General features: G+C 36.9%; 18 protein-coding genes. 5 read left to right on the forward strand and 13 right to left on the reverse strand.

Features of this window, described 5'->3' with window-relative positions:
• Positions 1-48 precede the first annotated feature (48 nt).
• The 6 genes from ACZ1GR_RS08215 to ACZ1GR_RS08240 form a co-directional block, all read right to left on the reverse strand.
• Entirely contained in the window at positions 49-453 is a 405-nt protein-coding gene (locus ACZ1GR_RS08215) for a hypothetical protein (protein WP_472611660.1), read from the reverse strand.
• Between the two features lie 318 nt (positions 454-771).
• Complete coding sequence (pckA, locus tag ACZ1GR_RS08220; protein ID WP_472611661.1) at positions 772-2,388, reverse strand: phosphoenolpyruvate carboxykinase (ATP); 1,617 nt, start codon at positions 2,386-2,388, stop codon at positions 772-774.
• 183 nt (positions 2,389-2,571) lie between these two features.
• Positions 2,572-3,633, reverse strand: a complete 1,062-nt coding sequence (locus tag ACZ1GR_RS08225; RefSeq protein ID WP_472611662.1) for a tartrate dehydrogenase — start codon at positions 3,631-3,633, stop codon at positions 2,572-2,574.
• 10 nt (positions 3,634-3,643) lie between these two features.
• Positions 3,644-4,522 carry an alpha/beta fold hydrolase gene (locus ACZ1GR_RS08230; RefSeq protein ID WP_472611663.1) on the reverse strand — a complete coding sequence of 293 codons (879 nt, stop codon included), beginning with the start codon at positions 4,520-4,522 and terminating at the stop codon, positions 3,644-3,646.
• Between the two features lie 9 nt (positions 4,523-4,531).
• Positions 4,532-5,998 (reverse strand): SLC13 family permease, encoded by a 1,467-nt coding sequence (locus ACZ1GR_RS08235; RefSeq protein WP_472611664.1) that lies wholly within the window; start codon positions 5,996-5,998, stop codon positions 4,532-4,534.
• 2 nt (positions 5,999-6,000) lie between these two features.
• A complete protein-coding gene (locus ACZ1GR_RS08240; protein ID WP_472611805.1) occupies positions 6,001-6,864 on the reverse strand; it encodes an AEC family transporter in 864 nt (287 codons plus the stop codon).
• On the opposite strand from ACZ1GR_RS08240, the gene ACZ1GR_RS08245 reads away from it, so the two are divergent.
• The gene (locus ACZ1GR_RS08245; protein WP_472611849.1) at positions 6,776-6,958 is read left to right on the forward strand and encodes a hypothetical protein; all 183 of its coding nucleotides are present in this window, start codon (positions 6,776-6,778) and stop codon (positions 6,956-6,958) included. The genes ACZ1GR_RS08240 and ACZ1GR_RS08245 overlap by 89 nt on opposite strands.
• 12 nt (positions 6,959-6,970) lie before the next feature.
• Here ACZ1GR_RS08245 and ACZ1GR_RS08250 read toward each other — a convergent pair whose 3' ends face one another.
• On the reverse strand, positions 6,971-10,042 hold the full coding sequence (locus ACZ1GR_RS08250; protein WP_472611665.1) for a TonB-dependent receptor domain-containing protein: 3,072 nt from the start codon (positions 10,040-10,042) through the stop codon (positions 6,971-6,973).
• A 77-nt stretch (positions 10,043-10,119) separates the two neighbouring features.
• Positions 10,120-11,274 (reverse strand): FecR family protein, encoded by a 1,155-nt coding sequence (locus ACZ1GR_RS08255; RefSeq protein ID WP_472611666.1) that lies wholly within the window; start codon positions 11,272-11,274, stop codon positions 10,120-10,122.
• Positions 11,275-11,377: 103 nt separating this feature from the next.
• Here ACZ1GR_RS08255 and ACZ1GR_RS08260 point away from each other — a divergent pair, with 103 nt between their 5' ends.
• Complete coding sequence (locus ACZ1GR_RS08260; RefSeq protein ID WP_472611667.1) at positions 11,378-11,926, forward strand: RNA polymerase sigma factor; 549 nt, start codon at positions 11,378-11,380, stop codon at positions 11,924-11,926.
• Positions 11,927-11,930: 4 nt separating this feature from the next.
• On the opposite strand, the gene ACZ1GR_RS08265 is transcribed toward ACZ1GR_RS08260, so the two are convergent.
• Positions 11,931-12,314, reverse strand: a complete 384-nt coding sequence (locus tag ACZ1GR_RS08265) for a DUF423 domain-containing protein (protein WP_472611668.1) — start codon at positions 12,312-12,314, stop codon at positions 11,931-11,933.
• A gap of 79 nt (positions 12,315-12,393) precedes the next feature.
• Between ACZ1GR_RS08265 and ACZ1GR_RS08270 the strand changes: the two genes are divergently transcribed.
• The 3 genes from ACZ1GR_RS08270 to ACZ1GR_RS08280 are packed head-to-tail and all read left to right on the forward strand — an operon-like array spanning position 12,394 to position 15,237.
• Positions 12,394-13,767, forward strand: a complete 1,374-nt coding sequence (locus tag ACZ1GR_RS08270; protein ID WP_472611669.1) for a saccharopine dehydrogenase family protein — start codon at positions 12,394-12,396, stop codon at positions 13,765-13,767.
• Between the two features lie 49 nt (positions 13,768-13,816).
• Positions 13,817-14,287 (forward strand): Lrp/AsnC ligand binding domain-containing protein, encoded by a 471-nt coding sequence (locus ACZ1GR_RS08275; protein ID WP_472611670.1) that lies wholly within the window; start codon positions 13,817-13,819, stop codon positions 14,285-14,287.
• A gap of 14 nt (positions 14,288-14,301) precedes the next feature.
• On the forward strand, positions 14,302-15,237 hold the full coding sequence (locus ACZ1GR_RS08280) for a lipid A-modifier LpxR family protein (RefSeq protein ID WP_472611671.1): 936 nt from the start codon (positions 14,302-14,304) through the stop codon (positions 15,235-15,237).
• 58 nt (positions 15,238-15,295) lie between these two features.
• On the opposite strand, the gene ACZ1GR_RS08285 is transcribed toward ACZ1GR_RS08280, so the two are convergent.
• The 4 genes from ACZ1GR_RS08285 to ACZ1GR_RS08300 form a co-directional block, all read right to left on the reverse strand.
• Positions 15,296-15,991, reverse strand: a complete 696-nt coding sequence (locus ACZ1GR_RS08285; protein WP_377766060.1) for a zinc metallopeptidase — start codon at positions 15,989-15,991, stop codon at positions 15,296-15,298.
• Positions 15,992-16,082: 91 nt separating this feature from the next.
• Positions 16,083-17,186: an alanine dehydrogenase gene (gene ald / locus ACZ1GR_RS08290; protein WP_377766061.1), complete on the reverse strand. Its 1,104-nt coding sequence runs from the start codon at positions 17,184-17,186 to the stop codon at positions 16,083-16,085.
• A 190-nt stretch (positions 17,187-17,376) separates the two neighbouring features.
• Complete coding sequence (locus ACZ1GR_RS08295; RefSeq protein ID WP_472611672.1) at positions 17,377-17,631, reverse strand: SemiSWEET family sugar transporter; 255 nt, start codon at positions 17,629-17,631, stop codon at positions 17,377-17,379.
• A gap of 102 nt (positions 17,632-17,733) precedes the next feature.
• Complete coding sequence (locus tag ACZ1GR_RS08300) at positions 17,734-20,679, reverse strand: leucine--tRNA ligase (protein ID WP_472611673.1); 2,946 nt, start codon at positions 20,677-20,679, stop codon at positions 17,734-17,736.
• Positions 20,680-20,738: the final 59 nt, after the last annotated feature.

Genomic DNA, 20,738 nt, shown 5'->3' on the forward strand with positions numbered 1-20,738 from the left:
AAACAAGAATGCTTTCTTTAAAATTAAAACAAGGCTTTTTTCTATATACTAAGGCCCAAAAAAATAATATGCCGGAGATAACGCATAAATTGATTTTCCATTACTGTCAACACCAGTTGTTAATAACATGATTGCAAATACATGTTTATCCGATAAGGGAACTCCCTGAAAATCAAGTTGATCATCAGGAAATGTAAACTCAAAAAGATTATTCTCGGATACATTCTCAATAATTTTCACTTGATATTCAGGTAAATTTAAAATTTTTTCAGGAGTCACCTTAGAAACACTTCTAGCGGTAACATAAATAGCATGGTATTGGGCTATGTCAGATACTGCGACACCCCCTTTAAAAGCAACCGTGATACCATTTATACCGTCTATCTCTGGATTATTAGAAATTCTCGTCACTGATGGGAAAAAATCAGTAAGAAGATTCTCTTCAGATATCATTTTCGAACTTATACTATTGTCATCGGTACATGACAGAAACAAGTAAGTACATAAAAAAAGTAGAGTTGCGTTTTTCAAAATCTAAAAAATAATATTTAAGGTATAAATAAATTTTCTATGTGACATGGCATTTGTTGTTTTAAAGCCATTACATTGAAATTATACCCTATTTTTTCAATCAAATAGAGAAATTCAATTACCTCTTTAATAAAACGCATTAAAATTACAGTGCGTTCTCTACAGAGTTCAAAACACAGAAACTAATTAAAAAGCTAAAGTTAATAATGAAACCCAGTAAAATCTACTCAGTTAAAAATTCTAGTATGCATATCGCTGTGGCCCGCCACGCCTAATCTCTTCATTTGCATGTGCTTCGAACTTTTTAAAATTCTCTCTAAAAGCATTGGATAGCTTAAAGGCAGTTTTGTAATATGCGTCATCATCGTTCCAAGTAGCTCTAGGGCTCAAAACTTTCGTTGGCACCCCAGGGCATTCACGTGGTTGGGCTACTCCAAAAACCGAATGAATGTGATAGTTATCATAATTATATAAACCAAGCTCACCGCTCATTGCCGCACTAATCATTGCCCTGGTATACTTTAATTTCATTCTTGTTCCTACTCCGTATGGGCCACCTGTCCAACCCGTATTTACCAACCAAACATCAACCCCAGACTCTTGCATTTTTTGACTAAGCATTTCAGCATATTTCGCCGGATGTAAAGGCATAAACGGAGCACCAAAACAGGCCGAAAAAGAAGGCTGTGGCTCTACCACTCCCGCCTCGGTACCTGCAACTTTAGCGGTATAACCTGATATAAAATGATAAGCCGCTTGCGCTGGCGTAAGTTTGGATATGGGAGGAAGTACCCCAAAAGCATCAGCAGTTAAAAAGAAAATATTCTTGACATTTCTGCCTATCGAAGGCTCTTGTATGTTATCAATATGATAAATAGGATAACTTACTCGAGTATTCTGAGTGATTGATGTATCTTCAAAATCAACTTCCCCGGCATCATTTAAAATCACATTCTCGAGTATAGCTCCCTTTTTTATAGCTCCATAGATTTCTGGCTCACTTTCTTTTGAGAGATTGATTACCTTGGCATAACATCCGCCCTCAAAGTTAAAAACAGTATTCTCGGCTGTCCAACCGTGCTCATCATCTCCAATAAGTTTTCTATTCGGGTCTGTAGAAAGTGTAGTTTTTCCTGTACCAGAAAGTCCGAAAAAGATTGAAGTATCCCCGGCTTCGCCAACATTCGCAGAGCAATGCATGGGTAGTGTATTTTTGAACACAGGAAGTATAAAATTAAGTGCAGAGAAAATTCCTTTTTTTATCTCCCCGGTATAACCCGTTCCACCGATTAAAGCTATTTTTTTTGAAAAATTTAAAATAGCAAAATTGTGTCGCCGTGTTCCGTCAACTTCGGCATCCGCCATAAAACCAGGTGCATTGATTACCGTCCATTCAGGGGTAAAGTTCTCCAACTCTGCTTCCCTGGGTCTTAAAAACATGTTATATGCAAACATATTAGACCACGGATACTCATTTATCACTCTAATATTTAAACGATAGTCATCTTCTGCGCACGCATAAGCATCACGTACAAATAACTCTTTTTCATTTAAATACGAAATGACCTTTTCATGAAGCGCATCGAACTTGGTACTATCAAAAGGAATATTAATATTACCCCACCATACTTTATCTTCCGTAATCTCATCCTTAACAATAAAGCGATCCATGGGAGACCTTCCTGTAAACTCACCCGTATTGACAGCAATAGCTCCCAGAGAAGACTTAACACCCATGCCTTTGGCAATGGTAATATCGTGCAGTTCTGCCGAGCTTAATTGATAATGAATGTTGTCATGGGTGATTCCATCTTTGTGTAACGAAATCGTTTTCGTTGATTGGGCATTAGTTGCCATAAAACTTCTTTTTTAAAGTTAGTGCAAAGCTAAAAAAATAAAGGGTAAATATTTATGTATTCACTATTAACTGCCAACTTATCGGCTAAAAAATCGCATCCACAGCAATAAGATGCTTTTTGTATGAAATACCCTTAGCCAATTTGCGCTTTTTTCTAAATACGATTTATTTGATTCTAATTATTAAGCCAGTTTTTTTATATGTTTAATAAGACCTTCTGTAGCTTCTCTTGTCGAAGAACTACCGCCTAAATCTTTAGTCAAGAATTTACCTTCTGAGGTTAGCCCTTCTATCGAATTAATTATTAATTCTGCCCCATCATCTTCGCAAAAATGATTGAGCATCATAGCGGCAGTCCAAGCGCATGCTATTGGATTAGCAATTCCTTTTCCGGCAATATCCGGTGCACTTCCATGAACTGGCTCAAACATACTTGGAAATTCTTTCTCTGGATTAAGGTTTGCTCCCGGCGCAATACCCATTCCCCCAACTACTGCAGGCCCAAGATCTGAAAGTATATCACCAAAAAGATTGCTTGCTACTACAACATCAAATTCATGTGGCTTAGTAACAAAATGAGCTGCCAAAATATCTATATGAAATTGAGATTGCTTAATCTCAGGGTATAATTTTCCGATTGCTTTAAAACGTTCATCCCAGTAAGGCATTGTATGAATTATTCCATTTGACTTTGTCGCGCTGGTTAATTTCTTATCTCGCTTATTTGCTAATTCGTAAGCATATTTCATTACACGATCCACTCCTCGCTTTGTAAAAATACTTTCTTGAACAACTAGTTCGTCTTCTGTTCCCTCATTGAATTTACCCCCAATGGAGGAGTACTCTCCTTCGTTATTCTCCCTTACGATATAAAAATCAATGTTTTTAGGTGATTTTAAAGGTGAGCTCACTCCGTTTAAAAGCTTTACAGGTCTTAAATTAACATATTGCTGAAAAGTTCTTCTAATAGGAACCAACAATCCCCAAAGTGAAATATGATCAGGAACGCCTGGATAACCTACCGCACCTAAAAAAATACCATCACTATCTCTTAACTTTTTGAGTCCGTCATTATCCATCATTGTTCCATGTTTTTTGTAATATTCACATGAATAATCATAATATTTATAGCTCAAACTAAAGCCACATAACACAGAAACTATATCAAGTAATCTAATTGATTCGGGTACAACTTCTCTTCCTATTCCATCTCCAGGGATAACAGCTATTTCATAATTTTTCATAAATACTTAATTAGATTGGTTCAAAAAAATTTATTAAGGCATTCAGAGTTTCAACAGGAGCTTCTTCAGGCAAGTAATGCCCACATTGCAATCCAAAACCGGTAACATCTTCTGACCATTTTTTCCATTCTTCTACTACATTGTATTTTCTACCAACAAAACCCTTTTCACCCCACAAGCAAAGTACTGGACAAGCTATTTTATTAGAATTCTCGATATCATATTGATCAAACTCTAAGTCTATAGTAGCGGAAGCTCGATAATCTTCACAACTTGAATGGATGGTCTCGCTTGTAAAGCAGCGCAGATATTCATGTTTAGCTGTTTTGGTAATTGCCGCCTTATCCCTACCCCATTGGCCAAATTTTTTGTTTAAAAAATATGCTGGATTAGCACCTATCAGCCTTTCCGGAATATCAAAAGGTTGAATTAAAAAAAACCAATGATAATAAGCTTTGGCAAAGTCCATATCAGTTGTCTTATACATGCTATGGGTAGGCGCAATATCTAATACCGCCATTTTTATAATTTTTGCAGAATAGTCCAGCGCCATTCTATGGGCAACTCTCCCACCACGATCATGACCTGCCAAATAGAATTTATCGAACCCGAGTGACTCCATTAACAAAACTTGATCTTTGCCCATTTCACGTTTGGAATACGGGTAGTGATTACTATTGGTTGGTGGATTTTCACTATCACCATAACCCCTTAAATCAGAAGCTACAACTGTAAACTTACTTTTTAATTTCCCAGCAATTTTATGCCAAATAAAGTAGGTTTGAGGGTAGCCATGCAATAATAATAATGGTGGACCACTACCACCTATAACATAGTTTATCTTAACCCCATTAACCCTCTTAGTAAAATTTTGAAAGTCTTTAAACATACTTTAAGCTTATCTGAATTTCTCTGGAAAACTTTCTACAACCAAACCCCACAACTCAGGTAAAAGAAAATATACCAAAAAAGTGAGTAGAATAATCGAAACAATATTCATAAGAAACCCTTTGCTCACCATATCTGGAATTCTTAAATACCCAGACCCAAAAACAACCGCGTTGGGAGGTGTTGCTACTGGTAGCATAAAAGCACAAGAAGCGGCCACCGCAGCCCCTACCATTAATACAAAAGGATGCACATCTAAATTCAATGCCATTGGCGCAAGTACTGGCAACAACATTGCAGTAGTTGCTAAATTGGAGGTGATTTCAGTCAAAAAATTGACAGAGGCGATTAAGATTAATAACAATACAAGTATATGGAAGTTAGAGAGGCTCCCCATCTGACTTCCAATCCAAACTGCCAAACCGCTTGTTTCAAAACCTTTTGCCAATGCCATTCCCCCGCCAAAAAGTAAAATGATACCCCAAGGCATTTTTACAGCTTCTTCCCAGTTGATGATTCTTCTTTTCTTATCTTTTGTTGGAAGCAAGAAAAGTACTATCGAAAAAAAGATTGCGATTATAGTATCATCTAAACTTGGCAAAAAACGTTGTAAAATAAAGGACCGCGTAATCCAGCAAAAGGCGGTTAGTGCAAAAACAAAAGCTACTGTTTTTTCTTCATAGCTTATTTTTCCTAACAGCCCCAAAAGCCTTTTAATCTCTGCATTACCTCCTGGAAACTCTTTTTGTTTAAAAGTGAATGCGTATTTTGTAAGATATAGCCAGCAAACTGCCAATAAGAGTAGTGAAACCGGTAATCCAAACATAAGCCATTGTACAAAAGTAATTTCGTAACCGTAGGTATCAAGAATTACTCCTGCGAGTACTAAATTGGGTGGAGTTCCTATTAAAGTTGCCATGCCCCCAATTGAAGCGCTATAAGCAATTGCCAACATTAAGGCCTTGCCAAAAAGTTTGTTTTCATCTTTTATGGTATTGGGGTTGTCTTGAAGCTGTTTAATTATTGCAACACCAATTGGTAACATCATCACAGAGGTGGCCGTGTTAGAAATCCACATTGATAAAAATGCAGTTGCAGCCATAAAGCCAAGAATAATCATTCTTACATCTGATCCAATAATATTTATTATGTTGAGTGCTATTCTTTTATGAAGGTTCCATTTTTCAATTGCAATAGCTATAATAAAACCGCCCATGTAAAGAAAAATATATTTATGCCCGAATGAACTTGAAGTTGTAGGCAAATCCAAACCGCCAGATAACGGGAACAAAACCAAAGGCAATAACGCTGTTATAGCAATAGGTACCGCCTCAGATATCCACCAAATGGCTATCCATGAGGTTGCTGCCAAAACTGCATTGGCTTCTTTTGAAAGTCCTTCGGGATGAAAGAAAAAATAGATTAAATAAAAAGCTATCGGACCTAATACGAGACCGATTTTTTTTGAAATATTCATAATTACAAGAAAATAAAATGTATTAAGATGACCGTTATTATAGAAATTGGTATACCAATACCCGGCATCAAATAAGCCAATTTAGGTCTTAGCTTGAGTTCTGCTGCGACAATGGCTATGGTGTTCATTGAACCAAGACCAGCTCCCAAAATACATATCTTGCCCACCAAAGAATTGTGCATTTCAAAAAAATACAACACTACGTAAATTAAAAAAGGAGCAATGATAAGTTTATAAAATTGCCCTTTTATAAAGTAGCTTTTATTTTTATAATAAGAAGCAGTATCTAAATTAAGGCCGACTGCAAATAAGGCTAAAGGCGAAAATGGTGCCCCTAAAAATTTTAACCCCTCAGTCAAAGATTCCGAATATTGAATATTTAAATTCATCAATATCGTTGCAAACAGCATTGCTACAAAAGGCGGAAACGTGAAAATATCCTTTACGAGCTTGTAATAGTCTGTTCTTTTATTTGCGTACCAAAATCCAGTAAAAACACCTACGGTATTACAGACGATAAAGGTGCCGGCCAACGATAATATTATACCTAAACTTAACCCTTCTTTATCGTAAAAAACTTCAAATATTGGAAACCCTGCAAAAGAAATACTACCAATCCCCGATGTCATAATTAATGTTGCTCTAGCTGGTTTTTCAATAGGCTGAATGCAGTTAAGAACTTCAAAAAATAAGAATGAAAACAAATAAATAATCCAAGGTGAAATAACCAACCATATGTGTGATGCGTCTAACCTTAAGTTTGGCAAGTGCTTTAAAATGAGTATCGGGATAAAAAAGTTGATGATAACCTTGCCTAATATTATAGCTGAATTAACAGGCAATAATTTGTTCTTCTTGCAAAACATTCCAAGAAGCAAAAAAAACAACAGTATTAATGATTTTTCCATGGTGGTTAAAAAAGAAGCTCCTTTCGGAGCCTCTCAAACTAACTTAAACTAATTACAAAAAAACTTAAAAATTGATGTTAAGACCAGTATAGTAGTAAGCGCCATTAAACCCAAATTGGTTTGAGTTACGAGAATACGTTATCTGACCATTAGAATAGTTTGAAGCTTGACCTACAAAACCATCTCTTGTGTTATTCCACTTATCAGGATATACATCAAAAACATTATTACTTCCCAATGAAAAGGTGAAATTATCACTGAATTTGTACGAGATAGCTAAATCGACTAAAGCCTTGGCAGCAAAGACTTGAATGTTTCTGGTACCTTCTCCTGCAATCACGTTGGAATCTTCTAAAGAAAGACCTCCACTTGAAGCTTGAACCTCACCAAAATGAGTCATTCGCCCGGTAAAACCAAAACGCCCCGTATTATAATTCAAGTTAGCAAGCAACTTATATCTTGGTTGAGCAACTTCTATTAATTGTGTTGCCACCTCTCCTAACAATTTAAAATCTGGGTCACCACCTGCAGTAAGTTCAGAAGGCGCATCTTTTTGATTAACAACTTCAGTTTTATTTACAGTTAGGGCTAAACTACCAGAAAAACTGTTTTTTTCAGAAAAAGTCTCTTTATAAGCGGCAACAATATCTAAACCAGTAGTTTTCGTAGTAATGGCGTTTGTAAAGAATCGTATCTCCCTTGCTTCAGGAAACAAAGCGGCTACTGCAGGAAAGCTACCCGTGTTTAATCTTTCTGTTATCACAATTCGATCATCGATATCAATTTGAAAGGCATCTGCAGTCAATAAAAGTTTACCTCCAAATAATTTAGCAGTAACCCCAATATTATAATTGTTTGAAATTTCCGCTTGTGGATCTTCAACACCCAATTGAGCTAATCTTTCATCGTCACTTGATACTTGCTTAGTAATTACGATAACATCATTTTGAACCGTTGAAGTATTTACCCTGTTACCGATCTGAGCTACAGAAGGGGCTCTAAAACCTCTGTTATAAGAACCTCTTATCGCGAAATTATCGGTCAACTTGTAACGCCCAGCTAGTTTTCCTGAAAGATTACTACCGAAATCACTATAATTTTCATATCTAACCGCGGCTCCAAGCAAAAAGCTATCAGAAAAATCTTTTTCCACGTCCACATATAGGGCCGTGTTACTTCTAGACAAATCATTTTCATCAATATCTGCGATACCTGGTCTAGCACTTGAACCAATATCCTTTCCTTCAGCAGCCAATGGTCCAACTTCAAATGATTCTGGAGAACCTTGACTTAATAGAAACCTATCTGTTCTGTATTGCGCACCAAATGCCAAGTTGAATGTTTCGCTCAATGCTTTAGACATATTAAACTCTCCTATAGTTTGTCTAAAATCATATCTGCCAACCTTAAACTCAGTCGGTGATGCTGAGCCTAAAGATGGATTAACCGTATTATTTGCAAATAAATCTAAATAGTTTCTGCCATAACTAAAACTTAAGTCATAATTCCATCCATTGACGGTCACTCTATCCAAGCCAATTACTGAAGATACATCTACAGATGTACCTGGTAACTCAGGCACATAGCCATCAGGGAAAATTCCTAATGCCGCTCTACTGAAACGACCTGGATTTCTAAAGAAACCAAAAGCCAAGATATCTTTTCTTGAAACTCCACCAAAACTATATAGTTTCCAATCTTTTTTTCCAATTGGAAGTCCGGCATTATAAAAGGCTTGGTACGTATCATTTTCATTGGCACCATAATTACCAACAACAAAATCGCCTTGAGGGTAAAAACCTCTATCTTCTCTTGGGTTTGCGGTGTCATACGGAAAGTCTGGTGTTGGCCCTGTTACGTCATAGTCATCTGGTGTTGCTGGATAGATACCTCCCGTATATGTGTCGGATCTATTAGTGCCCGAAAAGGTAAAAGTCTCTAGGGTTACATTGAAATAACTATTCTCTTTACCTAAACCAAAACCATAATTAAAGCTATGTTTAAATGTTACACCATCTCCCTCTTTATGAATCCCCGCAGTACCATTATAAGTACCTTCTCCTACCGATTTGTTTAAGTTTAAATTAATGATACCCGAAATTGCATCTGAACCGTATTGCGCAGCTGCTCCATCACGTAGTACTTCAATTCTACTAAGCGCACCTGTTGGTATGGAGTTTAAATCTGTGACTATAGTACCTAAACCGGGAGAAACATTCAAATTAAGTGTAGAAAACTGATGCCTTCTTTTACCATTGATCAATACCAACGATTGATCTGGTGACATACCTTTAAGGGTAGCTGGTTCGGCATAGTTGGTAGTCCCGTTTACTCCATACTTGGCAGAATTGAAAGAAGGTGAAGAAAACTGAACTTGTTGACCAAGGTCTGTTTGCCCAGTGGCTGCCAATTCTTTTGCTTGAACAACGTCAACAGGTACTGGCCTATCAACATCAGTTCTTGGCTTACCTCTTGACCCTATAATAACAATATCATCTAATTGAGCTGCAGCAATTTCTAGTTGAACCGTTACGGAATTTTTATCAGTAATATCGACCTCTATGGTTTTGTACCCTATATATGATATTATTAGCGTAGTGCTACCATCAGGCACTTCTAAGGTGAAATTTCCATCAAAATCAGTCTGTGTTCCAACTGTGGTACCTTTCACCAAAACATTAGCTCCAGGCAAAGGGTCTCCGTTCTCATCTTTAACCGAACCATTAATCTCTGAATCTTTAGATATAGTTTCTTTTGTTGCTCTTTTGAGATTTTTTTTGGTTAAAATAATTTGTTTGCCATTGATTTTATAATTAAAATTTTCTTGATCGCTCAAATTATCAAGAACTGTTCTTAGTTGTTTTTTAGCCACCGTAAATGATGCTAGTTTAGTATCATTAATCTCATTTACATTGTAAAAAAAATTGTATCCTGATTGTTTTTTTATAGAGCTGAATATTTTCCAAAGCGGAACATTCTGGTAGGCTATATCAATTTTATCCTGCGAAAACATATCATTTGCAGATAGTTGAAATATCATTAAAAAAACTAGTGATGCTGTGAGTTTCAACTTTAAGTGTTTTACCCTTAAGGTATCTTTCTCCTTTAGATACCCATGGTTAGTACATTTTTTCATAATTTTAAATGTTTGTGATTGTTAATTATTCTAGTTAGCGGTCTAATCATAAGGAAGGTGTTGCCGCACCTTCCTTTTTAGTTGGTTATGGTTACTTCATTTCCTTTAATTTTATAGTTAAATGGCGTGCTCAAAGAGATTGTTTTAAGGATAGTGTCTAAATCTTCATTTTCGAATTCCCCTTTATATACCTGTTTTTCTAGATTTTTTGCAGAACTTTTAATTGTCACATTATAAGTTCGCTCTAGTTTTTCTAAAATCTCAGAGAAGTTCAACCCATTTACCACAAGACGATTATTCATCCAAGCGGTAAACAAATCGGTATCTACAAGTCTTTTTGATAGTTCACCGCCATCACGCTTAAATGTGGCCTGGTAATTTGGCTTAAGATCTATTTGATCAGTAGTCTTTTTTGTATTTAACACTCTAACAGATCCTTCCACAAGAGTTGTTGAAATTTGCCTGTCCATTTCATACCCTGCTACATTGAATTTTGTTCCTAGCACTTGTATATCTAAATCACTTGTTTTTACAATGAAAGGACGGCTGGTATCTTTAGCAACATCGAAGAAAGCTTCTCCATCTAAAAAAACCAGACGCTCTCCTTCGGTTCGATTCAAATTCTGTGCAAATCGTAGCCGCGATCCAGAATTTAACCAAACCTTTGTTCCATCGGTTAGATAAATGATAAACTTTTCTCCGTACGGAATAAATATTTCTGAATAATCGGGCTCTTCATGACCCATTTTTTTAGTACTCTCTCCAAAGACTATCGCGCCATTGTTAGTGTTTGCTATAATCTTACCAGATTTATCGGTTATTGTTGAACTCCCTGATTTGACCAATACTTGTTTTGTGCCATCCGATAGTGTAATAGTAACATGACTTTCTTCCTGAATTGATGCTTTGGCATTAACAATATCATTCTCGATTTCAGTACCAAAATAGTTTAGCTTAAAAAACAAACCAACGCTGACTAAAACTAAGACTGATGCCGCATAAGGGAGTAACCTTGGAATAATTGGCTTTTTACGTTGTTTGACAATTAAAATGAACTTTTTAAAAGCCTCATCAGAATTAAAATCTAATTCAGGGTGCTCTAGAGCAAATTTTCTGATTTTAGCCTCAAAGTATACTCTGTTCTGGGTATTTTGTGATACCCATGATTCTAAAGTCTCTTTTTCTTCGGGTCTAATAGAACCATTTAAATAATTATTGATAATAGTATCCATTTTTTTCACGGATCCGTTGTTTATTTTGTCTATAGATGCGATATTATCAAAATACCCCTATTCATTTTATATTTTTTTTATATTTAAACACTGAATTTTACAGATGGAAGAAAAAATTCTGTTAAAAAAATTACGTAGTGGCAACTTAGATGTTTATCAATATTTATTTGATGAATACTATAATTGGTTATGCAATTATGTATACAAACTTGGCGGGAATAAAGAGCTAGCTGAAGATTTAATACAAGACGTGATGTTAAACATCTGGGAAAAACGAAAAGTATTAGTAATTTCTTCATCTATAAAAAATTACTTGTTCAAATCTAGTCACAATCAATTTTTGATGCACGTAAGAAAAGAGAAAAAAAACAAAACGCTCCTAGAACAAATAAGATGGGACCTGGTGGCACAAGAACATCAAAACTATTTTTTTACAGAAGAATCTGATAGCGATAAAAAATTAGAAAAACTACAATCACTCATAGCCATGCTACCTCCCAGGTGTAGAGAAGTCTTCGTGAAAAGTAAAATCCATAATATTAAATACAAAGAGATTGCCGAAGAAATGGGCATATCGGTCAAAACGGTAGAAGGACAAATGTCAAAAGCCTTGAACCATTTGCGCCAACATGCACACAATTTTTTTCTATAAAAAACTATTTCTTTACTAAAACGGAAAATACCAAATACCCCCATGCCGCAATCAACAAAGTTCCACCAATAGGAGTAATGAATCCGATTTTTTTAAAGTCAAATGAAGTAAGTGCGTTAGTTGCAAGAAAATAGATAGAGCCTGAAAACAAAATCAATCCTACTACAACCAGGTAAAAAACAATATTTTTAGTTCCAATTGAGACATCTTGTAACATGCTCAATAGCATTAAAAACAAGGCATGGTACATTTGGTATTTGATCCCTGTCTCAAAGGTATTGATTTCATCAGGGCCGATGACACGCTTTAAACCATGGGCTCCAAAAGCTCCTAAAAGAACAGCCAGCAATCCAATAATCAGTCCTGTAATTAAAATTGTTTTGTTCATAACTCAAATAGCTTAATTCTTTAAAAATATAACAATTTGATACCTTAGCAATCGTTATATACAAAGGTAAGCGAATCTTATGTCTCGAAAAATATTAGTGCTCGGAGCAGGAAAATCAACTTCATATCTGCTTGATTACTTTTTAGAAAAATCTACAGAAGAAAATCTTCATTTGACTATTGGGGATTTAAATCCGAAAAATATTCCTGAGCACATCAGCAATCATCGCAATTGTGAGGTAGTAGCTTTAGATATTTTTGATGATACTGCTAGAAAAGACTTAGTTTCAAAAGCAGCCATAGTCGTTTCTATGCTTCCGCCTAGGTTACATATAGAAGTAGCAAAAGATTGTATCGCCTTTGATAAGCACTTGGTCACCGCATCTTATGTAAGCGATGCAATTATGGAGCTTGATTTAGAAGCCAAGCAAAAAGGGTTGGTATTTATGAATGAAATTGGCTTGGATCCGGGAATCGACCATATGAGTGCTATGGAAGTCTTGGACCGCATTCGTGAAAAAGGGGGTAAAATGTTACTTTTTGAATCGTTTACAGGCGGATTGGTAGCACCTGAAAGTGATAACAACCTATGGAATTATAAGTTTACATGGAACCCAAGAAATGTTGTTGTGGCCGGCCAAGGTGGAACAGCAAAATTTATTCAAGAAGGCACCTATAAATACATTCCCTATCATAAACTTTTTAGAAGAACTGAATTTCTAGATGTTGAAAACTATGGAAGATTTGAGGCTTATGCCAATCGCGATTCTTTAAAATATAGAGATGCTTATGGCCTTACCGATGTCTTGACACTCTATAGAGGAACGATGAGGAGAATTGGATTCTCTAAAGCATGGAACATGTTTGTTCAGCTTGGCATGACAGATGATAGCTATGTTATTGAGAACTCAAAAGGTATGTCTTATCGAGATTTTACAAATCTTTTTCTTCCTTATTCACCTACAGATTCTGTCGAGCTTAAATTAAGACACTATTTAAAGATAGAACAAGACGATATTATGTGGGGCAAGCTTATCGAGCTCCATATTTTCGATAAGAACAAGACCATTTCACAAGATAAAGGGACACCTGCACAAATACTTCAAGAAATACTTGAAGCTAGCTGGACATTGGAAAGTGATGAAAAAGACATGATAGTGATGTACCATAAATTTGGGTACGAACTTAACGGTGAAAAGAAACAAATAGATGCTAATATGGTCGTTCTTGGCGAAAGTCAAACTCATACGGCCATGGCAAAAACCGTTGGTTTACCCGTAGCTATGGCGACACTGAATATCTTAAATGGAAAAATTACGACTCCGGGAGTTCAAATACCTATAAACAAAGAAGTTTACAAACCTATACTTACCGAACTCAAGTCATACAACATACACTTTAAAGAATATCAAGTGCCTTATTTAGGGTATAACCCAGATTCTATTTTAAGTTAACAAATTAAAACTGTTTCAATATCTTTGAGTTTCTAATTCGAAGTTTATAATGAAATCATCTAACAGTTTGGTTAAAATTGATGGTATCGACAAAAAAATACTTAGGTATTTAATGTCTGATGCTAGAAGACCTATTCTTGAAATAGCCAGAAACATTGGTATTTCGGGCGCCGCTATTCATCAAAGGCTTCGAAAGCTAGAAGCTTCTGGCCTATTATCTGGTTCTAAATTTGTTATCAATCCAAAAGTTCTAGGCTATACGACTATGGCCTACATTGGTATTTTTCTCGACAAAGCCATGTCAAACCCAAGGGCTGTTGCCGCACTTGAAAAAATTCCAGAAGTTTTAGAGTGCCATTATACGACCGGAAATTGGTCCATACTCATCAAAGTTCTTTGTAAAGACAATGAACATCTAATGCATCTTTTAAACAAAAAAATTCAGCAAATAGAAGGGGTATCCAGAACGGAAACCTTTATTTCTCTAGACCAGCAAATTGATAGGCAAATCACTATTTGACGACCAAACGATTCATGTTCAAAGAACTTCTTCTTTTTTTGGGTCTTGCGACCTTATTTGTGCTTTTTTCGGTGCAATTATATTCACAGGACATTTCTCAAAAAAATATAAGTCAACAACTTGAGTTACGGCACGATAATGATTTTTTTATGCTTACCGATCGCTATTACTCCTCAGGCTTATTTTTGACCTACCGCAAGCGACTGTCAAAAGGTATTTCTAAAACTGACCAAGAACAATTAGATTTTACTATCGGACAAGAGGTTTACACCCCTTCACAGACACAATCAACGAATAGTGCGTTTTTTGATAGACCTTATGCGGGATTTTCAGGTGTCAAGGCGACATGGTCAACATCAAGGGCTGATCATCTATATCAAATAAGTGCTTTGATAGGCCTTGCGGGCCTTAACTCGGGGGCTGGAGGTTTTCAGCGCTGGTATCACAGGGCGATTGCCATTTCAGATTCTCCCCTATGGATAGACGAATTAAATGATAGTTTTCATCTAAATTTTTACTTTAGTTATGTAAAAGAATGGGAGATAGTGCCAAATCCTTTTGGTATTCGTTTTGCATTAAAGCCCAATCTAGCTTTAGGGTCGCGTGATATTTATGTGGAACCCGAAGCAATTTTTTATTTCGGGAGAAGAAATGAAGTAGCTAAAACTATTGCTTATGACCAGATTGGTTCAACCGACAAGGAAATCTATTTTGCCTTAAGAGCAAGCTACCGAAGTGTGTTCTACAACGGTCTTATTGAAGGCAATCTATTTGGTGACAATTCTCCAGTACTAAAAGAGCCTTCTAGCGGTATCTGGCGTTTAGGTTTTGATTTTTACCATCGTTTTCAGCGAAATGACTATAAATTCGGATTACGCTACAACTCCGCCGAAACACAACTTTCACGAAAACATAAATATGTAATGCTCTCGTACGGGCTTCGTTTTTAAACTAAAAAACCTGTCGCATAAACGACAGGCTTCATTCATATACTATTTAAAAAAAGAACTAGTCTCTTCCACCAAAAACTTGCAGTCCCCAGTAGACTAAGGTCGCCAAAGAGCCTATTGCTGCAACCAAGTACGTTCTTGCTGCCCATTTTAAAGCATCTTCAGAACCTTTGTATTCTTGTTGGGTTACTATGTTTTTTTGTTTTAACCACTTTAATGCACGATTACTCGCATCATATTCAACGGGAAGCGTAATAAAACTGAATAAAGTCGCGAAAGACATCATCACCAGACCGGCAACTGCTACCCAATACCCTAATCCGATACCTGCAGCGGCTCCCAAAGCCAAACCTCCAAAGACTACCCAAGTGGACATACCTGAGGTTACACTAACTATCGGGACAAGCTTAGAACGCATTCCTAACCATTCGTAGGCTTGTGCATGTTGCACTGCATGACCTACTTCATGTGCAGCAACTGCAGCAGCAGCAGCATTGCGCTGACTGTAAACACCTTCACTTAAGTTTACCGTTTTATTTTTTGGATTGTAGTGATCGGTAAGCATTCCCCCCGTTGAAACAACTTTTACATCCCTGATGCCATGGTCGTCCAACATTTTTTGGGCTATCTCTGCGCCACTCATGCCATTTTGTAAATGCACTTTGGAATAGTGCTTAAATTTACTCTTTAATCTACTGCTTACTATCCAGCTGACAAGCGCAATTGCACCTATCAATATATAATATCCCATCATAATTTTATCGTTTTATACTTTAAATATAACAACTAAAACTCAAAAACCCCGCCATTTTAGAGCGAGGTCCTTAATACTGCCAAATTGCTGGTTATACCAATACAGGTGTATCCCAGTTAAAAGCTTCGTTTATTTCTTTATAAACTACTTTTCCTTCAATGATGTTTAATCCTTTTTGTAAAGATTTATCTTTTTCGCATGCACTTTGCCAACCTAGATTTGCTAGCTTAAGTACGTAAGGCAAGGTTACATTTGTCAGCGCAACGGTTGAAGTATAGGGTACCGCACCAGGCATGTTTGCCACACAATAATGTACTACATCATCAATAATGTAAATTGGGTCTTCATGGGTAGTAGCTTTTGTTGTTTCCACACATCCTCCCTGATCTACAGCGACATCCACAATTACAGTCCCTGGGCGCATTTCTTTAAGCATATCCCTAGTGATAAGGTTAGGAGCTTTTGCCCCTTTTAACAACACCCCACCAACAATCAAATCGTGCGTTTTTATATGTTTTCTAATACTATATTCGTTGGAAAAGTCGGTAACTACGTGAGGTGGCATCACATCGTTCACATAGCGTAAACGCTTCATATTCACGTCCATTATGGTAACATGGGCCCCCAGACCTGCTGCCATTTTTGCAGCTTGAATGCCAACAACCCCGGCGCCAAGTACTAAAACCTTACCTGGTGCCACGCCTGGCACTCCCCCTAAAAGTAGCCCCCTACCTTTTGCAGGTTTTTCTAAGTATTTGGCCCCTTGCTGTATAGCCATTCTACCGGCCACTTCAGACATTGGGGTCAATAAGGGTAAGGTGCCTTCTTCATCTTCAACAGTTTCGTAAGCGATACATATTCCCTTTTGCTTAATCATTGCCTTGGTAAGCGGCTCACTTGAGGCAAAATGAAAATACGTAAATATAATCTGCCCTTCCTGTACCAAATCATATTCTTCAGCGATAGGTTCTTTTACCTTCACTATCATTTCACTCATGGCATATACTTGGCCAATCGTATCTAAAATAGTAGCTCCGGCCTGTTGGTAATCTTTATTAAAAAAACCACTACCATCACCTGCACCAGATTGTACATAAACGGTATGATTGTTCTTTACCAATTCAAAAACACCGGCCGGTGTCATACCTACACGACTTTCATTGTTCTTAATCTCTTTGGGTACGCCTACTATCATCTTTGTATTTATATTGATTAATGCATCAAAAATGAATTAAATAATTGACCGAAGGAAGAAAAAATCGATAAAATGCAGATAATTTAACTTAAAAAGTATAGTTATAAATATATAACCCCTATTTTTATAGGGTTAATTTCATAATTATATAGTTAATTTTATTTTGATCCCTATTTTTTTAGGGGTCTTTTTATTTATATTTAATTTTAGCTATAATGATGAATAATGCGAATACAGTTGTAATTGTATTGGCAACAATCACACTCAAACTGTTTATAGCAATGCCATAAATTAGCCATAACACTGTGCCTATAACAAAAACCGTGTACATCGTTAAGGAAATATCTTTGGTAGATTTAAACTTCCAAGCTTTATAGACTTGCGGGATAAATGATGACGTAGTCAAGGCTGCCGCAATAAGCCCTAAAATTTCAATTTTCTCCATGGTAACCAATTGTCATATTCATCGTGCAGAAGTATTGCCAGACTATAAATTAACGTTTTAACAGCACTTCGACAAGCTGAGTGTGAGAGCTTCTGCGGGATATTATCCTACAATATTCACAATTTTACCAGGAACCACAATAACTTTTTTAGGCGTACGCCCTTGTAGTTGCGCCTGTGTTTTTTCATGGTTCATTACAGCAGCCTCTATCTCATCTTTAGACATATCTAATGGCAGTTCCATAGTAAAGCGCATTTTTCCATTAAAGGAAATTGGGTATTCTTTACTACTTTCTACTAAATAAGAAGCTTCAAATTTTGGAAAAGGCGCCTCAGAAATTGATAAAGTATGCCCCAACTTTTCCCAAAGCTCTTCTGCAATATGCGGCGCATAAGGTGAAACCAAGATCGCCAAAGGCTCTAAAATAGCTCTGCTCGTACATTTTTGGGCCGTTAATTCATTTACACAAATCATAAAGGTAGAGACCGATGTATTGAAGCTAAAGTTTTCAATATCTTCTTCTACTTTCTTTATGGTTTTATGAAGCGTCTTTAAGCTGTCTTTTGACGGTTCTGAATCATTAATAGTTAAATACAATTTCCACAGTTTCTTAAGAAAACCATGTACGCCCGTAATACCAGAAGTATTCCAAGGTTTTGATTGCTCTAACGGCCCCAAGAACATTTCATACAAACGCAACGAATCCGCCCCATATTCATTGCAAATCGCATCTGGATTTACTACGTTGTATTTGGATTTGGACATTTTTTCAATCTCGCGGTGTACAGTTACAACATCAGAATCTTCCTCTTTATCAGTAACAATAAACTTTATATGGTCGTACTTAAACTCTTCCATCCATTTTCTAAAACCAGGAATATCTATTTCATTAGAGGAGTTAACATATTTTACATCTACTCGGACAGGATTTAACCGGATTGTATCTAATGATTGACCCGTAAATCCCTGAATAAGCTTTAAGGTTTCCGATTTCGAATCTTGATTTTGATAATTGTCAAAAATCTTACTTGAAACAAAGAAATTAGGATTCTCCTGAATATTATAAACAAAAGCACTCGTCCCCGTAATCATTCCCTGATTAATGAGTTTTTTAGCAAACTCATCTTTTGAAGCAATGCCTCTATCAAACAAAAACTTTTGCCAAAAACGGGCATATAACAAATGCCCTGTAGCATGTTCGCTACCTCCAATATATAAGTCCACATCTTCCCAATAATTAATAGCCTCTTTAGAATATATAACCTTGTCATTATGTGGGTCCATATAGCGGTTAAAGTATTGCGAACTGCCTGCCCAACCGGGCATTGTATTTAATTCAAGCGGGTAGATTCCGTTATCAACAAAACCTTCTTCTCTTGACTCCGCTCGAGATGGCAGGTTTTTATTGCTTACGACCTTGTTCGTATTCGTATCCCAAGCCCAATCGGTGGCATTGCCCAATGGTGGTTCACCAGTTTCTGTGGGCAAATACTTTTCTACCTCTGGTAATTTTATTGGTAAATGTTCGTCCGCTATCATTTGTGGCATGCCATCCGAGTCATAAAAGACCGGGAAGGGTTCTCCCCAATAACGCTGGCGACTGAATACCGCGTCACGCAAGCGATAGTTGATTTTTCCTTTTCCTTGTCCTAATTTTTCTAGTTCAAAAATGGCGCGTTTTACTGCCTTCTTATACGGTAAGCCATTTAAGAAATCTGAATTAGCTATCACTGTTTTTTCCTTATCAGCAAAAGCTTCTTCAGAAATATCTACCCCTTCAAAAATATTTGGGATAGGAATATCAAAATGTTTTGCAAAATCATAATCACGCTGGTCGCCACAAGGCACTGACATCACCGCACCAGTTCCATAACCTGCCAATACATAATCACCGATCCAGATTTGTACAGGCTCTTTGGTAAACGGATGTTCTGCATAAGCACCCGTAAAAGCTCCGGAAATGGTTTTAACATCAGCCATACGATCACGCTCAGAGCGTTTTGCCGTAGCTTCAATATAGGCATCCACCTCGGCCTTTTGTTCTGCCGTAGTGATTTTGGCAACCAATTCATGCTCTGGTGCCAAGGTCATAAAAGAAACACCAAAAATGGTATCGGGGCGTGTAGTAAAAACTTCAATTGTATACGACTTCTCGACTCCGCTCGAAGTGACCGTGTAAAAAGTAACCGAAGCACCTTGAGAACGACCAATCCAATTGGTTTGTGAATCTTTAAGCGGTTGTGGCCAATCTATACCATCAAGACCGTCTAACAAACGTTGCGCATAGGCAGTAATGCGCATCATCCATTGGGTCATCTTTTTACGGATTACCGGATGCCCCCCGCGCTCTGAAACACCGTTTACAATTTCGTCATTTGCCAAAACCGTACCCAATGCCGGGCACCAGTTTACCTCGGCATCGGCCAAATATGTTAATCTGTACTTTAGTAATATTTGTTGTTTCTCTTTGTCAGTATAGTTTTTCCAATTCTCAGCGGAAAACGCAGTTATATCCTCATCGCAAGCGGCATTTATATTTGAATTCCCATCTTTTTCAAAAATTGAAATTAACGAAGCAATATCCTCGGCTTTGTCCGCCTCCTTATTGTACCATGAATTGAATAATTGTATGAAGATCCACTGCGTCCATTTGTAGTATGACGGATTTGAAGTACGTACCTCACGACTCCAGTCAAAAGAAAAACCAAGCCTATCCAGCTGCTCGCGATACCTATTTATATTGGTTTCGGTAGTTATGGCAGGGTGCTGCCCCGTTTGTATCGCATACTGTTCGGCCGGCAGACCGAAAGAGTCGTAACCCATTGGATGCAATACATTAAAGCCTTTGAGTTTTTTATATCTAGCATAAATGTCCCCAGCAATATAACCTAATGGATGCCCAACATGCAAGCCAGCCCCAGATGGGTAGGGAAACATAGAAAGTGTATAAAATTTAGGCTTATCAGAATTGTTCTTGGCCTTAAAAGTTTCGTTTTTAGCCCAATAGTCTTGCCATTTCTTCTCGATTTGCTGAAAATCGTAATCCATTTCTCTTCTTCTTTTGTAAAGCGCAAAAATAGGGGTAATCCCTTTAAAACCGATTTACT

This window comes from Croceitalea sp. W27 (assembly GCF_055693185.1).

Coding starts and splice junctions, on each gene's coding strand:
- pckA (WP_472611661.1), bottom strand. CDS start 2,388: ATGGCAACTAATGCCCAATCAACGAAAACGATTTCGTTACACAAAGAT.
- ACZ1GR_RS08255 (WP_472611666.1), bottom strand. CDS start 11,274: ATGGATACTATTATCAATAATTATTTAAATGGTTCTATTAGACCCGAA.
- ACZ1GR_RS08270 (WP_472611669.1), top strand. CDS start 12,394: ATGTCTCGAAAAATATTAGTGCTCGGAGCAGGAAAATCAACTTCATAT.
- ACZ1GR_RS08230 (WP_472611663.1), bottom strand. CDS start 4,522: ATGTTTAAAGACTTTCAAAATTTTACTAAGAGGGTTAATGGGGTTAAG.
- ACZ1GR_RS08250 (WP_472611665.1), bottom strand. CDS start 10,042: ATGAAAAAATGTACTAACCATGGGTATCTAAAGGAGAAAGATACCTTA.
- ACZ1GR_RS08260 (WP_472611667.1), top strand. CDS start 11,378: ATGGAAGAAAAAATTCTGTTAAAAAAATTACGTAGTGGCAACTTAGAT.
- ACZ1GR_RS08280 (WP_472611671.1), top strand. CDS start 14,302: ATGTTCAAAGAACTTCTTCTTTTTTTGGGTCTTGCGACCTTATTTGTG.
- ACZ1GR_RS08275 (WP_472611670.1), top strand. CDS start 13,817: ATGAAATCATCTAACAGTTTGGTTAAAATTGATGGTATCGACAAAAAA.
- ACZ1GR_RS08235 (WP_472611664.1), bottom strand. CDS start 5,998: ATGAATATTTCAAAAAAAATCGGTCTCGTATTAGGTCCGATAGCTTTT.
- ACZ1GR_RS08300 (WP_472611673.1), bottom strand. CDS start 20,679: ATGGATTACGATTTTCAGCAAATCGAGAAGAAATGGCAAGACTATTGG.
- ACZ1GR_RS08265 (WP_472611668.1), bottom strand. CDS start 12,314: ATGAACAAAACAATTTTAATTACAGGACTGATTATTGGATTGCTGGCT.
- ald (WP_377766061.1), bottom strand. CDS start 17,186: ATGATAGTAGGCGTACCCAAAGAGATTAAGAACAATGAAAGTCGTGTA.
- ACZ1GR_RS08285 (WP_377766060.1), bottom strand. CDS start 15,991: ATGATGGGATATTATATATTGATAGGTGCAATTGCGCTTGTCAGCTGG.
- ACZ1GR_RS08215 (WP_472611660.1), bottom strand. CDS start 453: ATGATATCTGAAGAGAATCTTCTTACTGATTTTTTCCCATCAGTGACG.
- ACZ1GR_RS08225 (WP_472611662.1), bottom strand. CDS start 3,633: ATGAAAAATTATGAAATAGCTGTTATCCCTGGAGATGGAATAGGAAGA.
- ACZ1GR_RS08240 (WP_472611805.1), bottom strand. CDS start 6,864: ATGTTTTGCAAGAAGAACAAATTATTGCCTGTTAATTCAGCTATAATA.
- ACZ1GR_RS08295 (WP_472611672.1), bottom strand. CDS start 17,631: ATGGAGAAAATTGAAATTTTAGGGCTTATTGCGGCAGCCTTGACTACG.
- ACZ1GR_RS08245 (WP_472611849.1), top strand. CDS start 6,776: ATGAGTATCGGGATAAAAAAGTTGATGATAACCTTGCCTAATATTATA.